Here is a 13,104-nt window from a genome sequence, read left to right as displayed (position 1 = left end):
CCTGACGAGTCAGACGAGATCCTTCATGTGGCTCATGATGACATCGCCTCGAGCCTCATAGTCCCCATGACCCGACGATTCCCGATCCTCCTACTGCTGCTGCTAGCGCTCGCCGGCTGCGACGCCTTCGGCGGCGGCGAGTCCGCCAGCGCCGGGCTGTATCCGGCCGTCCAGAACGGCGAGCGCGTGCTCATCGACCGGAGCGGCCGCGTCGTCGTCGACCTCGGGGAGTACAGCGCCGTCCGCCCGGGCGCCGAAGGCCTCACCCCCGCTCGTCGCTGGACGAACGGCCAAAACGTCTGGGACTACTTCGAGGACTCCGGCGAGGTCGCCTTCTCCGTGGTCGCCGACGAGGCGTGGGCGCCGCGCGACGGCCGCGCCCGCGTCCGCACCGACGGCAAGTTCGCGTTCGTCGACCTCGACGGCCGGTTCCTCCTCAACCCGTACCTCAACGACGCCCGCGACTTCTCGGAGGGCCGCGCCCGCGTCAAGACGACCGGTTGGCAGTGGGGCTTCCTCGACCGCTCCGGCTCCGTCGTCGTGGAGCCGCAGTTCGGCGAGCTCGGCGACCTCCACGACGGCCGCGCCCGGTTCGAGCGCGACGGGAAGGTCGGCTTCCTCGATCAGAATGGGCAGGTCGCGATCCAGCCCGTCTACGACGCCGCGCGCGATTTTTCGGAGGGCCGCGCGGCCGTGCGCCAGGGCCAGCGGTGGTTCTACATCGACGAGGACGACGGCCGCCCGCTCGGGAGCCAGACGTTCATCTCGGCCGGCGACTTCGCCGAGGGCCGCGCGCCGGTCCGCACCGAGAACGCCTGGGAGTACATCGACGCCGACGGCGACCGCGTGATCGGGCCGCAGTTCGACACGGCGCGGCCGTTCGAGGGCGGCCGCGCGGCCGTCGAGATCGGTGGAATGTGGACGTTCGTCCGCCCGGACGGCTCGCTCGTCCGGGACCCGTCGTTCGACGAGGTCGAGGACTTCGCCGGCGGGCTGGCGGCCGTCGTCGTGGACGGCCAGACGGGCTACGTCGACGAGGACGGCGAGTACGTCTGGTTCCCGCGAGACTGATCCCGGAGCGGACGACCGGCCGAGGGCGCCGGCCTCGGGCGCCCCGTCGGATCACCGAGGCGGGCTGGGTCAGGACGGATCAGCGCGTGGCGACGCCGGCGACGTGCGGCGCCACGAGGCCGAGGTCGGCGTCGAACCGCTCGATCCAGACGTCGGAGAACCCGGCGGCCTCGATGAGGAGCTCCGTGTCCTGATCGGGCCGGCAGCCGTCGGCGACCCAGCCCCAGGGGCGGCGGAGGAGCCGCTGGACCCGCCGGAGCGACGAGCCCGCTGGCGCCGCGACGTGCTCGACGAACATGAACCGCCCGCCCGGTCGAAGCGCACGACGCGCCTCCGCCAGCGACCGGCGCACGTCGCCGACGGAGCAGAGGACGAGCGTGCTGACGACGGCATCCGCCTCGCCGTCGGCGACGGGCAGGTTTTCGGACGTGCCGACGCGGAGGTCGAGGTCGAGCCCGTGTGCCTCGGCCTCCGCGCGGATGTGGTCGTGAAAGTGGACGTTCGGCTCGACCACGATCCACGCCGCGCCAGGCAGGAGGTAGCGCGCGTTGAGCCCCGTCCCGGCACCGATCTCGACGACGGTGGGTGGGTGCCCACCGCGCCCGTCGATCTCTGCGAACAGCGCTCGCTTTCGGTGGCCATAGAGCCGGTGCTGTGCGTCGTCGCCGTTCGCGAGCATCCACGCGAAGAGGCGCGGCCAGAGCCCGTGACGGACCTCTCCCCCCGCCGATGGCGTTGGAGCGCTCCCCTTCTCACCAACCCTCCCTTCCATGGCCATCGCAAAGATCATCGAGGTCTCCGCCGTCTCCGACAACAGCTTCGACGACGCCGTTCGCCAGGCGTACAGCGAAGTCTCGCAGACGGTCCGCGGCGTGCAGAGCGTCTACGTCCAGGACTTCATCTACGAGCCCGGCGAGGACGAGGCCGGCAAGTTCCGCGTCCACTGCAAGGTGACGTTCGTCGTCCAGAACAAAGGCGACATGAGCTAGCGGCTCCGCCCGCCTCGGCGTCGCGCCCCGCTGGCTCCGGCCGGCGGGGCGCTCCTCATTCGGGCGTGCCCGTCGAACCGGGCTGGACGGTCGGGTCGGGCGCGAGGCCCGGCTCCGGCGTCACGTCGGCCTCCGGGGCGAGACCGGGGTTGCCCGGCTGGAGCGTCGGGTCGGGGGCGAGGTCGGCGTCGGACTCGGCGGGGTCGACGCCGTCGACCGTGACGTCGTCGGATTCGTCGTCGGGCGCGCAGGCGACGAATGCCAGCGCAGCGAGGAGGAGGAGTGCGCGCATGGCAGCGGGTGGTAGGATCGCCGGTAGACCCCCCTCAGGCCAACGCGTTCCAGAGGAGCCGCGCGGCGACGAGGGCCGCGAACGCGGCGAAGCTGAGCTGGACCGCACGGACGTCGATCCGGTGGGCCGTCGCCACGCCGAGGCGGGCCGTCACGATGGCCGGCACGGCCAGCAACGCCGCGCTCCGCCAGTCGACGTAGCCCAGCGCGCCGTTCGGCACCGGCTCGCCCCATCCGAGCTCGGCGTACGTCGCCACGCCGACGGCCGTGATGATCGTGATGGCGGCCGTGGAGCTTCCCGCGGCCACTTTCGTCGGGAGCCGCACGAGCCCACTGAACGCCGGCACCATCACCACGCCGCCGCCGACGCCGGCCAGCGACGCGATCGTCCCGGCCCCGAGCCCGGTCACGGCCAGCCGCCCGAGGCTCCGCTCCGCCCCTTCGGTGGAGAGCGTGTCGACGCGGTCCTTCTTGACCACCATCCGCACCACCACCACCACGAGCAACACGCCCAGGATGAGCTGAAACATTTCCTTGTCGAACCACGGCTGCGTCGTCACGAACCGCCCGACGAGCACGACGGCGACGGCCGCGACACCTCCCGCCACGAGCGCCGTCCGCTGGTCGATGGCGCCGGCCTTTCGCTGCGCGACCGTGCCCGAGGCGCTGGCGGCGAACGTGCAGAGGAGGCTCGACCCGAGCGTCAGCGGCGTCAGGATCGGGTCCTCGATCCCGGCCGCCTGGAACGCAAAGAAGAGGACCGGCCCGAAGATGACGCCACCACCCACGCCCACCAGCCCGGCCACGAACCCGCCGAGCGCGCCGGCGACGAGGAGGATCAGAAGCATCGGCCGGGCGGGGGAGGGGGAGCCGCGCCTACGCGGCCGGGCGCGTGGCGGTCCGATCCCGCCGAGCCACTACCGCATGGGGATGAGGGACGTGAAGAGACGATCGTCGCGTTCCCGAACGACAAACCGAGCTTCATCGCCCGAGAATCCGCCCGTACTCGGACGGGTCGAGGACGATGCGCCGAGCCTCGGCCGCGACGGGGTCCTCGGAGAGCGCGTCGACCGTCTGCGCCTCCTGGCCGACGTAGCGCGACAGGATCTCCTGGCGGAGGTGCGCCCGGAGCCGGTCGGCGTGGCGCTCGAAGTCCTGCGCCTTCTCGCGCGCGACGGCCTGGCGGAGCTCGTCGAGCGCGCCCTCCGCGCCCTCATAGCCCGCCTCGTCGAGTTCGTCCGCGAGGGCGTCGGCGGTCCGCTCGGCGTCGGTCCGATACTCGAGACCCTCGGCCTCGACGAACTGGCGGAAGCGGCCGAGGAGCGTCTCGTCGACACGGAAGCCCTCCGGGAGGTCGGGTGTCTCGGACGCGAATCGGTTGGCGAAGCGGAGGAACGCGGCCGACCGGACGAGCGCCTGCTCGAGCTCGCTCTCCTCGCCGACCGTGACCGCCACGTCCGGCTCGATCCCGACGCCGCTGCGGACCGTCCGCCCGCCGGTCGTCTCGAACGTCCGCTCGCCCGCGCCGACCTCCGTCGCCTCCCGGCCCTGGGCGTAGGCCAGGCGCTGGATCTCGCGGCCCGACGGCGTCGTGTAGCGGCTGACGGTCAGCTTGAGCGCCGTCCCGTACGGCATCGGGCGGATGACCTGGACGAGCCCCTTCCCGTACGTCGTCTCGCCCACCACCACGCCGCGGTCGTGGTCCTGCAGCGCGCCTGACACGATCTCGCTCGCCGACGCGCTGGTCCCATCGACGAGGACGGCGACGGGGAGGTCGGGCAGGGTCGGCGCCTCCTGCGTCCGGTAGCTCTGGTCGGTGCCGGCCGCCCGGCCACGCGTCTCGGTCACGAGGCTCCCCTGCGGAAGGAACTGGCCGCTGAGGGCGACGGCCTGGTCCAACAGACCGCCCGGGTTGCCGCGGAGGTCGAGCAAGAGCGCTCGGAGCTCGCCCTCGGCCTTCAGCGCCTCGACGGCGCGGGCCACCTGCCCCGCGGCGTCCTGCATGAACCGCCCGAGGCGGACGTACCCGACGCCGTCGGCGGGGTCGCCGAGGTAGCCCGAGTACGTCACCTCGCTCTCCTGCTCGCCGGCGCGGACGAGGACGAACCGGAGCGGGTCGGGCTCGCCCTCCCGCGCGACCTCGACGGGGACGCTCGACCCCGGCTCGCCGCGCAGCAACGTGTTCGCGCGCTGCGCCGAGAGCTCCTCGGCCGGTTGCCCCGCCAGCGTCACGACGGCGTCGCCCGGCCGGAGCCCCTGCCGCTCGGCGTCGGAGCCGTCGAGGACGCTGACGACCACGAGCCGCCCGCCGCGCTCGGCCACGACCACGCCGACGCCACCCACGTCGCCGCCCTGCTGGAGCCGGCTGGCGGCGGCCGTCGCCTCGTCGTAGTACACCGTGTACGGGTCGAGCGAGCCCGTCATCGCCCCGATCCCGCTCCGCATCAGCGCCTCCGAGTCGATGGCGTCGACGTACTCGCCGGCGAGCGTCTCGTAGACGGCGCCGTAGAGCCCGAAGCTCTTGCGGATGGCGAAAAAGTCGACGCCGGTCTGGGCGACGGCGGGCGCCGCGACTGGCAAGGCGACGAGAACGGCGAGGACGAAGCGGCGCATGGGGCGAACGAAATGGAGCGACAGGCTAACGCCGCGCCCCGCCCCTTCGCGCCTTCCGCCCTGCCCGCCTCGGCGTCGAGGCGGGACGACTCGCGCTACCGCCGCGCGAACTCCAGCAACGACCCGTCCATCGGCCGGCGGTCGAGGTAGAGCCGGTCGCCGTCGATCCCGAAGGACATCCCGAGTGAGCCGATCCGCAAGTGGCTCGGCGGCTCCACGACCCACGTCGTCGACTCGGTAGCGCGCCCAGGACGGACGATGTCGACCGTACCGTCGGCAGCGAACGCGTACGACGTCCGCTCGCCTTTCCCGACGGCGACGGTCTGCGGCGGTCCCATCTGACCCGAGTTCGTCGTCCTCACGAGCTCCCAGTTGCCGACGAGCGCGCCGGCGTCGTGGTTCAGCTCGTAGAGGTTCACGTCGTCGCGGTCGACCACCGGGCCGGCCGTGTCGCACGCGGCGAGGGTCAGAGCGAGGAGCGAGAGGACGACGGAGCGCATGGCGGAGGCGGGAGGGAGGGCGCCATCTTCGCCCGCCCGGCGCAGGCCGGAAAGTCCCGACGCCCGCCCTACTCGGATTCCGGCCTCTCCGGCTCGGGCCCGGGCGCTGCCGACGGCTCCACCGAGGCCGCCTCGGTCGTGGCGCGGGCCGCCTCGGCCTCCCGCTTCTCGCGCTCTTTCGCCTCGCGGCGCTCCTCCGCCGCCAGGTCGCGCGCGCGGCGCCGCTCGACGATGCCCGTCAGCCCAATCGAGAGCTCGAACAGACCCATGAGCGGGATCGCCATGAGGAACTGGCTCCACGGGTCCGGCGGCGTGATGAACGCCGAGATGACGAGGACGATCACGATGGCGTAGCGCCGGCTCGCCTTGAGCATGGCCTGGGTCAGCACGCCCACCTTCGCGAGGATCGTCACCACGACCGGCAGCTCGAACACGATCCCGGCCCCGAACGCCCACGTGATGAGCATCGAGAAGTACTTCGAGATGTCGAACTCGTTGACGATCGAGTCCGAGATCTGGAACTGGGCGAAGAACTGGAGCGCGACCGGCGCGATGATGAGGTAGCCGAACGAGATCCCCAGCGCGAAGAAGAACGTCGCGAACACGGCCGCGAACCGGAGGCCCTGCCGCTCGTCCGGGTACAGGCCGGGCTCGATGAACTTCCACGTCTGGTACACCACCACCGGCGACCCGATCACCACGCCGGCCGCGATGACGGTCCCGAAGAAGGCGAAGAACTGACCCGTCACCGTCCGGTTCTGGAGCACCACGTCAATGGCGTCCAGGCGGAGCACGTCGTACATGAAGAACGACGCCCGCGTCGGCCCGAGAAGGAGGCCGTCCATGATCCACTCCGTAAAGAAGAGGCACAGCCCGACGCACAGGAGGATGGCGCCGAGCGACTTCAGGATCCGCCAGCGGAGCTCCTCGAGGTGGTCGAGGAACGGCATCTCGCCGGGCGCCGGCCGCATGTGCTCCGGGACGCCGCCCGAGGGAGGGGCCGGCGGCGGGGTCTGGTCGAGACGGACCGGGTCGGCCGAGGGGCCTGTGGTGAGCGACGTCGAACCATCGCCTGACGAGGCCGCCGCCCTCTGCGACCGCGAGCGCCAAACGTCCATGCGAATGAAAGGTGAGGTGTGATGGGTGAGGGGACGTCCGCGCCGGCCTCCCGGATCTCGGGAACGTACGAGCCGCACGAAAGGCTTCAGGGCCGCGCGCCCTTCACCCCGTCCTCCTCCCTCGTCACCTTACGCGGTATCTCCCGATGGCGTCGCGGCGCGGGCGCTCTCGCGGAGGTTGAGCTCGAGGAGCGACTCGACCCAAAGGCCCTCGGCCTCGAGGCGGGCCCGGCCGCCGCTCCACGTGAAGTTGAACAGCGTCACGACGCCGGCCACATCGAACCCGTCGCTGCGGAGCAGCGCTGCGGCGCGCGCCGCCGACCGACCGCTGTTGAGGATGTCGTCCATGAGCGCGACCGGCCGGCTCCGGTCGAGCGGGCCCTCGACGAGCCGGCGCCGCCCGTAGGCCTTCCGCCGCTCGCGGATGAACCCGCCGCGGAACGGCCGCTCCGGCGTCCCGTGCGGGAGGACGGCCGTCACGAGCGGGAACGCGCCGTAGCCGAACCCGGCCACCTGGTCGATCCCGCGCGCGCGGAGCCGCTCAGCGAGGACCGTGCCGGCCTCCTGGAACACGTCGCCGTCGAGCATCGGGGTCCGCGTGTCGAGGAGCCAGCCGATCGGTTGGCCGCGCGGGTCGGTGATGGCCTCGTCCTCACGCCGGACCAGCGCCCGCTGGTAGAGCGTGTGCCCCAGCTTCGCCAGGGCCGACTCGGGGACGGTGCTGTAATCGTTCGGCATGGGGGCGACGGCGGGCCGCGACGGACGCGTCGCGGAGAGCGGCAACATACGGAGCGGCGGCCGGCAAGCGGCGTGCCGCGGAGCGGGACGGGCGGACAAGCGCCGGAGTTGCGGGATCTCCCGGGCCCCAGCGCCGCAAGAACGTAGTGGGCCGTGCGGTCGCGTGCCGGCTCCGTGAGCGCCGGGCGAAAGAACGACCCGCCGTGATGCGGGTTTTCCCCAGATCCCTCCACCTCGGACCCGAGGTGGAGGGATCTGGGGACTATGCCGCGACGGGCTCGGCGCCCAGCGAGTCGACGTCGTAGAGCGGGAACGCGTCGCAGAGGGCGCGGACCTCAACGCGGACGGCCTCGGCGTCGGCCCCGCGGCTCTCGATCACGCGGTCGGTGAGGGCCACGACGCGGCGGAACTCGTCCGGGCCGAACCCGCGCGTGGTCATCGCCGGCGAGCCGACGCGGATGCCACTCGTCACGAACGGGCTCTCGGGGTCGCCCGGCACCATGTTCTTGTTGACCGTGATCGCCGCTTCGCCGAGCCAGGCCTCGGCCTCCTTGCCGGTGCACTCCTTCGAGCGGAGGTCGACGAGGGCGAGGTGGTTGTCCGTGCCGCCCGAAACGACGGCGTAGCCCTTCTCGACGAAGGCCTCGGCCATCGCGGTCGCGTTCTCGATCGTCCGCTGTTGATAGGTCGCAAACTCCGGCCGCAACGCCTCGCCGAACGCGACGGCCTTCGCCGCGATGACGTGCATCAGCGGCCCGCCGATGGTGCCGGGGAACATGGCCGAGTCGAGGACCTGCCCGGTCGTCTTGGGATTCCCGTTCCGGAGCGTCTCGCCGGTAGGGGAGGGGCCGTTCGGCCCGACGAGGATCATCCCGCCGCGCGGCCCGCGGAGCGTCTTGTGCGTCGTCGTCGTGACGACGTGGGCGTACGGAAGCGGGTCGTTCAGTAGTTCCGCCGCGATGAGCCCCGCCGTGTGGGCCATGTCGACCCAGAGGACCGCGCCGACCTCGTCGGCGATCTCGCGCATCGTGGCGTAGTCGAAGTCCCGGCTGTAGGCGCTGGCGCCGACCGACAGCATCCGGGGCCTCACCTCACGCGCCTTCTCCAGGACCTTGTCGAGGTCGATCCGCCCGGCCATCTCGCCCTCGGTGTCGACGCCGTAGAAGTGGGGCTCATAGAGCTTGCCCGAGAAGTTGACCGGGCTCCCGTGTGTGAGGTGGCCGCCGTGGGCGAGGTCGAGCCCGAGGAGCCGGTCGCCGGGCTCCATGAAGGCGAGGTAGACCGCGCTGTTGGCCGTCGCGCCCGAGTGCGGCTGGACGTTCACCCAGTCGGCATCGAACAGCTCCTTGGCCCGCTCGATGGCGAGCGTCTCGACCTCGTCGACGACTTCGCAGCCGCCGTAGTAGCGCTTGCCGGGGAGGCCCTCGGCGTATTTGTTCGTGAGCGGGCTGCCCATCGCCTGGAGCACGGCGGGGCTCACGAAGTTCTCGGAGGCGATGAGTTCGAGGCCGTCGTTCTGGCGCTCGACCTCACGGCGGACGATGTCGAAGACGGCGGGGTCGGTGTCCTGGAGGGCAGTCATGGAGCGTTCGGCGGGGGCGCCGAAAGCTAGCCCACGGCCCACGCAGGAATGGCCCGATACGGCCCGCCTCGGGAGCCCTGCGGACTCGCCCGCTACCGGTCGTCGCCCGGCTGCTCGATGGGCGTGAACCAGCCGGCGATGCCGAGGTACTCCCACTCGCCCCCCGGGAACCGCCCGTTGAGGTCGACGCGATAAACGCTCGCCACGTGGTAGTCCACCCGCTCGACGTCCTCGACGTCGACCCGGCCCGCGCGGCGGCCGAGGCGGTCGTCGAGGAAGTCCGTTACGCTGTTGCCCGACTCGCCGCTCTCGCGGGCGCGCGCTGCCGCCTCGGCCTGGAGGAACTCCTGGAACGCCTCGGGTCCCGGGTTGAGCAGGTATAGCACGCCCGCGATCAGGATCAGACCGACGAAAAGGACGCGTCCGGGAGTCATGGGGCCGGCAGGTTCGGAGACGGCGGACAGAGGGTATCGGCCGGTTTTGCCGCGTCCAAAGGTAGGCCGTGCCTACTGCACGACGCCCTGCGTCATGGCGTAGACCAGGAGGTTGACGCCCATCCGGAGCGCGGCCTCGCGCGCCGCCGGCGAGTCGGGGTGGACGCCCGCCGGCTCCCACCCGTCGCCGAGGTCGCTCTCGTGGGCGTAGAACACGACGAGCCGTCCCTCATGGAACAGCCCGTACCCGACGGCCGGCTCGCCGTCGTGCTCGTGGATCTTGGGCAGCCCGTCCGGGAAGTCGTAGTGGGCGCGGTACACCGGGTGCGACGCCGGGAGCGGTTGGAGCTCCTGCTCGGGGAACACCTTCCGGAGCTCACGGCGGACGGCCTCGTCCAGCCCATAGTCGTCGTTGACGATGAGGAACCCGCCGCCCTCGAGGTAGCGCCGGAGGCGGCCCGCCTCGGCGTCGGTGAGGACCACGTTGCCGTGCCCGTTGAGGTAGAGGATCGGGACCGTGAACAGCCGGTCGCTCGTCAGCTCGACGGTGATCGGCTCGGGCGCGAGGTCGAGGAGCGAGTGCTCGCGGGCGAACGCGATCAGGGTCGGGAGCGGGTCGCCGGAGTACCAGTCGCCGCCGCCGCCGTACTGGACGCGGGCGATCTGGACCTCGCCCTGGGCCACGGCCGGCACCGCCCCTATACATAAGGTGGCGGCGAGCAGGAGGAATCGGACGGGACGGGTGAGGGGCATGGGCGCTAGACTACGGAACCCTTTCGTGGACCAGACACCGATGCCAACGCCCGCCCCCCGCCTGTTCGTTTCCCTCGTCGCACTGGTCGGGCTCGCTGTCAGCGGCTGCGGGCTCGAGGCCGAGCGAGTCGTGACCGACGACCCGCTCGTGTCGACGTTCTCGATCGTCGCCGTCGACACGACGACGGGCGAGATCGGCGTGGCGGTCCAGTCGAAGTTCCCGAACGTCCGATTCATGGTGCCGACCGTCCAAGCCGGAGTCGGCGCCGTCGCGACGCAGAGCTTCGCCCGCCTCGCGTACGGTCCGGAGGGCATCGCGCTCATGCGCCAGGGCGCGACGGCCGAGGAGGCCCTTCGCATCTCGATGCGCAACGACCCGAACCCGGCCGTCCGGCAGGTCGGGATGGTCGACGCGCACGGCAACGCCGCGACGTTCACCGGCGCCGACGCCTTCGAGTGGCGCGGCGGGCGGGTCGGCGGCTCCGACGCCGTCGCCGAGGCGGGCGTGGTCGCGGTCGGACAGGGCTACGCGGCCCAGGGCAACATCCTCGTCTCGCAGGCCACCGTCGACGCGATCGCGGAGACATTCGAAGCGACGTCGGGCACGCTCGCGCAACGGCTCACGGCGGCCCTCGTCGCGGGCGGCCGCGCGGGCGGCGACAAGCGCGGCGAGCAGTCCGCGGCCCTCGTCGTCCACCGCCAGGGCGCAGGCTACGACGGCTCTGACGTCGTTGTCGACATCTCGGTCTACGACCACCCGACGCCGCTCGCCGAGCTCGAGCGGCTCGTCGCGCTCAACGACCTCTACTTCACCGACTCCGACCCGGCCGACATGGTCGAGGTCACGCCCGCGATCGCCCGTGAGCTCCAGGAGATCTGGATCGAGCGCGACTTCTACGACGGCCCAGCCGATGGCGAGGTCGACGCCGGGTTCCAGAAGATCCTGACCGACTACATGGGCTGGGAGAACTACGACCTCCGCATCGACGAGGTCGCTGACGTCGACCTCGCGGCGGGGGAGACGCTCCGGATCGACCGGGAGGTGCTGGAGGACATCCGGTCGGTCTTCCGCGAGGGCCGCTACCGGTAGCGTGCACCCGGTGCTCCTCCGTCTCGCCGAGGGCGACACGCCCGGCACCCTGGGCCACGCCCGGGCCGTCGCGGAGGAGGTCGTCACTCATCCCGACCTCGTCGAGGTCCTCGTCGACGCGCTGGCTCACGACGAGGAGGGCCTCCGCAACCGCGCGGCGATCGCCCTCGACCGGGCCGCGCGCCACGACCCGCGCCCGCTGGCGCCCTTCGCCGGAGCCCTCCTCGACGCGGCCGAGGCCGACCGACCCGGTGGCGCGCTCCGCCGACTGCTCCCGCTTCTGCTGTCGCGCGTCCCGTTCGACGTCGAGAGCGCCCACCGGCTGGTCGACCACGCCGCCCACTGGTTGCGGACCGAGCCCTCCGCGGTCCGCGCGAACGCACTCGACGCGCTCGTCGCCGTCGTGCATCAGCATCCGAGCCTTCTCGAGCGGGTTCGCCCATCCGTCGAGGCCGCGCTCGACCACCCGGCGCCGTCCGTCCGCGCCCGCGCGCGGCGTCAGTGCGCCCGCCTCGACCGTCTCACCGAGGCGGACTGAATCGGGACGGCGGCCGCTTGATCGGGCTCCGGTCCTGGACCCAACTGCGGCACCACGTCGGGCCGCGGGCGTTCGCACCGCCCCTCTCCACCCGACCCATGCCCCTCCACTTCGACCGCCAGTACGCCGCCGACGCGCTCGCCGAGCTCGACGTCGACCGCGACGCCCTCGACGGTGACGTCCTCGCCGCTCACCAGCGTGTCCTCAACGGTGAGACCGCCAGCCCTGAGATGCTCGGCTGGCGTCAGATGCTCCTCGACCCCGACGACGCCCTCCTCGAAAGCGTCGCCGACACGGCCAACGAGATTCGCGAGCGGGCCGACGCGCTCCTCTGCATCGGGATCGGCGGGTCGTACCTCGGTGCCGAGGCCGTCATGCAGGCGCTCGTCCCGCCGTTCTCGGATGACGGCCCGGAGGTCCTCTTCGCCGGCCACCACCTCGGACCGGACTACCACCGACGCCTCTTCGAGTACCTCGACGGCAAGAGCGTCTACATCAACATCATCTCCAAGTCGGGGACGACGCTGGAGCCGGCGCTGGCCTTCCGCCTCGCGCGCCGGTTCCTGGAGGATCGGTTCGACGACGCCGACCGACGGATCATCGCCACGACGGACGCTCAGCGGGGCACGCTCCACGACTTCGCCGTCGAGCGCGGCTACCGCCGCTACGTGGTGCCGGACGACGTCGGCGGACGGTTCTCGGTCCTCACGCCGGTCGGCCTCCTGCCCATCGCCGCCTCGGGCGTCGACGTGCGGACGCTGTTCTACGGCGCCGTCGCCGAAGCCCGCGAGCTCACCGAGGCGGACGCCTCCCACCCGGCGCTCCAGTACGCCGCCGACCGCCACGCCTTCCACGAGTCCGGCTACAAGACGGAGGTCCTCGCCTCGATGGACCCGCGGCTGACCGGCATCGGTGACTGGTGGCAACAACTCTTCGGCGAGAGCGAAGGGAAAGAGGGGAAGGGTCTGTTCCCGGTCACGCTCCAGTACACCACCGACCTCCACTCGGTCGGGCAGTACGTCCAGCAGGGCCAGCGCGTGCTCGTCGAGACGTTCCTCCGCATCGACGACGCCGACGACGGCCCGGCGGTGAAGGAGGAGGACAGCGACCCGGACGGGCTGAACTACCTCGCCGGCAAGCCCTACGGCTTCGTCAATGAGAAGGCCTACGAGGGGACGGCCGAGGCCCATGCTGAGGGCGGCGTCCCCAACTGGACGCTCACGCTCTCACGCCTCGACGCCGAGACGCTCGGGCGCCTCCTCTACTTCTACGAGCACGCCGTCGCCGTGAGCGGGACGATGCTGGACGTCGACCCCTTCAATCAGCCGGGCGTCGAGACCTATAAGCAGAAGATGTTCTCCCTCCTCGGCCGGCCGTAGCAGACTCC

The 13,104-nt window shown here is 71.7% G+C and carries 15 protein-coding genes; 5 read left to right on the top strand and 10 right to left on the bottom strand.

Annotated elements, in window-relative coordinates; genetic code table 11:
* Positions 1-66: 66 nt before the first annotated feature.
* Entirely contained in the window at positions 67-1,071 is a 1,005-nt protein-coding gene (locus BSZ37_RS03415) for a WG repeat-containing protein (RefSeq protein ID WP_095509194.1), read from the top strand.
* A gap of 79 nt (positions 1,072-1,150) precedes the next feature.
* Here the strand turns inward: BSZ37_RS03415 and BSZ37_RS03410 are convergent, their stop codons facing one another.
* A complete protein-coding gene (locus BSZ37_RS03410; RefSeq protein WP_218830385.1) occupies positions 1,151-1,750 on the bottom strand; it encodes a class I SAM-dependent methyltransferase in 600 nt (199 codons plus the stop codon).
* 91 nt (positions 1,751-1,841) lie between these two features.
* Here BSZ37_RS03410 and BSZ37_RS03405 point away from each other — a divergent pair, with 91 nt between their 5' ends.
* Complete coding sequence (locus tag BSZ37_RS03405; protein WP_095509192.1) at positions 1,842-2,060, top strand: dodecin family protein; 219 nt, start codon at positions 1,842-1,844, stop codon at positions 2,058-2,060.
* A 55-nt stretch (positions 2,061-2,115) separates the two neighbouring features.
* On the opposite strand, the gene BSZ37_RS03400 is transcribed toward BSZ37_RS03405, so the two are convergent.
* From BSZ37_RS03400 to BSZ37_RS03360, 9 genes are all read right to left on the bottom strand, one after another.
* Positions 2,116-2,352, bottom strand: a complete 237-nt coding sequence (locus BSZ37_RS03400; RefSeq protein WP_095509191.1) for a hypothetical protein — start codon at positions 2,350-2,352, stop codon at positions 2,116-2,118.
* A 34-nt stretch (positions 2,353-2,386) separates the two neighbouring features.
* Positions 2,387-3,199, bottom strand: coding sequence for a sulfite exporter TauE/SafE family protein (locus tag BSZ37_RS03395; RefSeq protein ID WP_095509190.1), 813 nt, complete (start codon positions 3,197-3,199; stop codon positions 2,387-2,389).
* 133 nt (positions 3,200-3,332) lie between these two features.
* Positions 3,333-4,964, bottom strand: a complete 1,632-nt coding sequence (locus BSZ37_RS03390) for a S41 family peptidase (protein WP_095509189.1) — start codon at positions 4,962-4,964, stop codon at positions 3,333-3,335.
* Between the two features lie 95 nt (positions 4,965-5,059).
* The gene (locus BSZ37_RS03385) at positions 5,060-5,464 is read right to left on the bottom strand and encodes a hypothetical protein (RefSeq protein WP_095509188.1); all 405 of its coding nucleotides are present in this window, start codon (positions 5,462-5,464) and stop codon (positions 5,060-5,062) included.
* A 68-nt stretch (positions 5,465-5,532) separates the two neighbouring features.
* The gene (tatC, locus tag BSZ37_RS03380) at positions 5,533-6,435 is read right to left on the bottom strand and encodes a twin-arginine translocase subunit TatC (protein WP_218830384.1); all 903 of its coding nucleotides are present in this window, start codon (positions 6,433-6,435) and stop codon (positions 5,533-5,535) included.
* Positions 6,436-6,711: 276 nt separating this feature from the next.
* Complete coding sequence (locus BSZ37_RS03375; RefSeq protein ID WP_095512302.1) at positions 6,712-7,320, bottom strand: orotate phosphoribosyltransferase; 609 nt, start codon at positions 7,318-7,320, stop codon at positions 6,712-6,714.
* Between the two features lie 262 nt (positions 7,321-7,582).
* Positions 7,583-8,902 carry a serine hydroxymethyltransferase gene (gene glyA / locus BSZ37_RS03370; protein WP_095509187.1) on the bottom strand — a complete coding sequence of 440 codons (1,320 nt, stop codon included), beginning with the start codon at positions 8,900-8,902 and terminating at the stop codon, positions 7,583-7,585.
* 92 nt (positions 8,903-8,994) lie between these two features.
* Positions 8,995-9,336 (bottom strand): hypothetical protein, encoded by a 342-nt coding sequence (locus BSZ37_RS03365; RefSeq protein WP_095509186.1) that lies wholly within the window; start codon positions 9,334-9,336, stop codon positions 8,995-8,997.
* A gap of 72 nt (positions 9,337-9,408) precedes the next feature.
* Positions 9,409-10,089, bottom strand: coding sequence for a DUF4159 domain-containing protein (locus tag BSZ37_RS03360; protein ID WP_095509185.1), 681 nt, complete (start codon positions 10,087-10,089; stop codon positions 9,409-9,411).
* A gap of 40 nt (positions 10,090-10,129) precedes the next feature.
* Between BSZ37_RS03360 and BSZ37_RS03355 the strand changes: the two genes are divergently transcribed.
* The 3 genes from BSZ37_RS03355 to BSZ37_RS03345 all read left to right on the top strand — a co-directional run bounded on the left by BSZ37_RS03355 (position 10,130) and on the right by BSZ37_RS03345 (position 13,096).
* On the top strand, positions 10,130-11,179 hold the full coding sequence (locus tag BSZ37_RS03355) for a DUF1028 domain-containing protein (RefSeq protein ID WP_095509184.1): 1,050 nt from the start codon (positions 10,130-10,132) through the stop codon (positions 11,177-11,179).
* 10 nt (positions 11,180-11,189) lie between these two features.
* Positions 11,190-11,717: a hypothetical protein gene (locus BSZ37_RS03350; protein WP_143537550.1), complete on the top strand. Its 528-nt coding sequence runs from the start codon at positions 11,190-11,192 to the stop codon at positions 11,715-11,717.
* A gap of 98 nt (positions 11,718-11,815) precedes the next feature.
* On the top strand, positions 11,816-13,096 hold the full coding sequence (locus BSZ37_RS03345) for a glucose-6-phosphate isomerase (protein WP_095509182.1): 1,281 nt from the start codon (positions 11,816-11,818) through the stop codon (positions 13,094-13,096).
* Positions 13,097-13,104 lie beyond the last annotated feature (8 nt).

Origin of the sequence: Rubrivirga marina (assembly GCF_002283365.1) — a bacterium.
In the GTDB taxonomy this organism is placed as follows: domain Bacteria; phylum Bacteroidota; class Rhodothermia; order Rhodothermales; family Rubricoccaceae; genus Rubrivirga; species Rubrivirga marina.
This window is presented reverse-complemented; position numbering and strand designations above follow the sequence as displayed.

Coding starts and splice junctions, on each gene's coding strand:
- BSZ37_RS03410 (WP_218830385.1), bottom strand. CDS start 1,750: ATGCTCGCGAACGGCGACGACGCACAGCACCGGCTCTATGGCCACCGA.
- BSZ37_RS03405 (WP_095509192.1), top strand. CDS start 1,842: ATGGCCATCGCAAAGATCATCGAGGTCTCCGCCGTCTCCGACAACAGC.
- tatC (WP_218830384.1), bottom strand. CDS start 6,435: ATGCGGCCGGCGCCCGGCGAGATGCCGTTCCTCGACCACCTCGAGGAG.
- BSZ37_RS03395 (WP_095509190.1), bottom strand. CDS start 3,199: ATGCTTCTGATCCTCCTCGTCGCCGGCGCGCTCGGCGGGTTCGTGGCC.
- BSZ37_RS03390 (WP_095509189.1), bottom strand. CDS start 4,964: ATGCGCCGCTTCGTCCTCGCCGTTCTCGTCGCCTTGCCAGTCGCGGCG.
- glyA (WP_095509187.1), bottom strand. CDS start 8,902: ATGACTGCCCTCCAGGACACCGACCCCGCCGTCTTCGACATCGTCCGC.
- BSZ37_RS03355 (WP_095509184.1), top strand. CDS start 10,130: ATGCCAACGCCCGCCCCCCGCCTGTTCGTTTCCCTCGTCGCACTGGTC.
- BSZ37_RS03365 (WP_095509186.1), bottom strand. CDS start 9,336: ATGACTCCCGGACGCGTCCTTTTCGTCGGTCTGATCCTGATCGCGGGC.
- BSZ37_RS03345 (WP_095509182.1), top strand. CDS start 11,816: ATGCCCCTCCACTTCGACCGCCAGTACGCCGCCGACGCGCTCGCCGAG.
- BSZ37_RS03415 (WP_095509194.1), top strand. CDS start 67: ATGACCCGACGATTCCCGATCCTCCTACTGCTGCTGCTAGCGCTCGCC.
- BSZ37_RS03385 (WP_095509188.1), bottom strand. CDS start 5,464: ATGCGCTCCGTCGTCCTCTCGCTCCTCGCTCTGACCCTCGCCGCGTGC.
- BSZ37_RS03375 (WP_095512302.1), bottom strand. CDS start 7,320: ATGCCGAACGATTACAGCACCGTCCCCGAGTCGGCCCTGGCGAAGCTG.
- BSZ37_RS03400 (WP_095509191.1), bottom strand. CDS start 2,352: ATGCGCGCACTCCTCCTCCTCGCTGCGCTGGCATTCGTCGCCTGCGCG.
- BSZ37_RS03360 (WP_095509185.1), bottom strand. CDS start 10,089: ATGCCCCTCACCCGTCCCGTCCGATTCCTCCTGCTCGCCGCCACCTTA.